Origin of the sequence: Mesorhizobium sp. M0195 (assembly GCF_040322115.1) — a bacterium.
GTDB lineage: Bacteria > Pseudomonadota > Alphaproteobacteria > Rhizobiales > Rhizobiaceae > Mesorhizobium.
Genome location: NZ_JAMYSV010000072.1, coordinates 1 through 1277, shown reverse-complemented (window position 1 = coordinate 1277; position 1277 = coordinate 1). Strand labels below are relative to the sequence as shown.

2 pseudogenes are annotated in these 1277 nt (G+C 62.5%); one reads left to right on the top strand and one right to left on the bottom strand.

Annotated elements, in window-relative coordinates:
* Positions 1–162: 162 nt before the first annotated feature.
* Positions 163–354: pseudogene (locus NKJ12_RS32030) on the top strand (hypothetical protein); the annotation flags it as partial.
* 375 nt (positions 355–729) lie between these two features.
* Here NKJ12_RS32030 and NKJ12_RS32025 read toward each other — a convergent pair.
* Positions 730–1212: pseudogene (locus NKJ12_RS32025) on the bottom strand (IS66 family transposase); the annotation flags it as partial.
* Between the last annotated feature and the right edge of the window lie 65 nt (positions 1213–1277).

The window sequence follows — 1277 nt, the reverse complement described above, 5'->3', positions numbered from 1 at the left end:
TCGACTTTGGACATGATAGTCTATCCTTCGGGTTGATCGTACGACGATGGTGCCACCTCGCCGCTCCCCCGCATAGCTTCTCATGCATCAGAGCACTCAACAGCAAAAGGTGCGGGGAAATTCGCGCTTACGCTAGACCAGCAGGCTTCTCCGATTGGGTCGGTGAGGTCAAGCTTCCCTGTCTTTTCCCGGACGGTGTCGCCCGTGGGTCACTCGCTTCTCTTCGCGGTCGGCAGCGGACTGCCGCATCGCGCGGGTCGTCGAGGCCTATCAGGCCATGCGCGGCGCCTCGTTCCTGGTCCTGTGATCTTCGCGGCCGAAATTGGGGATGTGCATCGCTTCGATACGCCGACGCAGTTGATGGCCTTTCTCGGCCTCGTCCCGGGGGAGCGCTGTACCTATCCGGTGAAGACCGCAGACGTGTATCCGGCGGCCATGAGCACCGCGGTGCTGGGGTCAAGCTTTCGATGGGGAGACGCGATGATATTCTTCGAGGAGGAGCTTGACCTCCTCGATGCTTTCATCGGTGAAGGCCAAGATTCCGTCGTCATCGTTGGCCCCGTAGACCCAGATGACGCCGTCCTCGGGCTCGAGACCGAGGGTCAGTTCCTGGATGAGCGCTTCGCTGACGCCGAGGTCCCTGGCGACACGTTCGACGGTGTAGACGTGATGCACCTTATTGCGCTGCATGATCAGGCCGCCGCTGGTTGGGTCCGCAGTTGTGCGGATCTTGGTCAGGTCGTGCCCGCGCGAGAGCTTGTCGCGCGTCTCGATCATCCAGCGCTCGAGCTCGGTGACCAGCGGCGCGCTCCGCTCCTGGCGCACGGCGTGGCGTTGGGCCGGCGACAGGCCGTTGATCGCGCGCTCGATATCGAACAGGGCATCGATGCGCTTCACGGCTTCGACCGCCAGCGGATAGACCAGGTTGGGCTTCTCGCCGTGCGCCTTCTTGCGCGCCGCCGCTTCGACATCGGCCAGCTCAAACACTTTGCGCCGGCTGTGGGCCCAGCAGCTGGCCTCCAGAACAGGCGCCGGCTGACGACCCGTCGCATAGAGATCGCCATAACCACCAAAGGCATCGGCCTGCAGAATGCCGCTCCAGCCGGCGAGATGCGCCGCGGGATGTTCGCCTCGGCGATCGCGGGAATAGTAGAACACTGCCGCCGGCGGATCGACACCGCCGAATGGTCGGTCATCACGCTTATGCAGAAATCTACATAACAGGGATTATGCGCACCCGATGATTATGCGCAGCTCATCGGGACAGTATCCAGTTT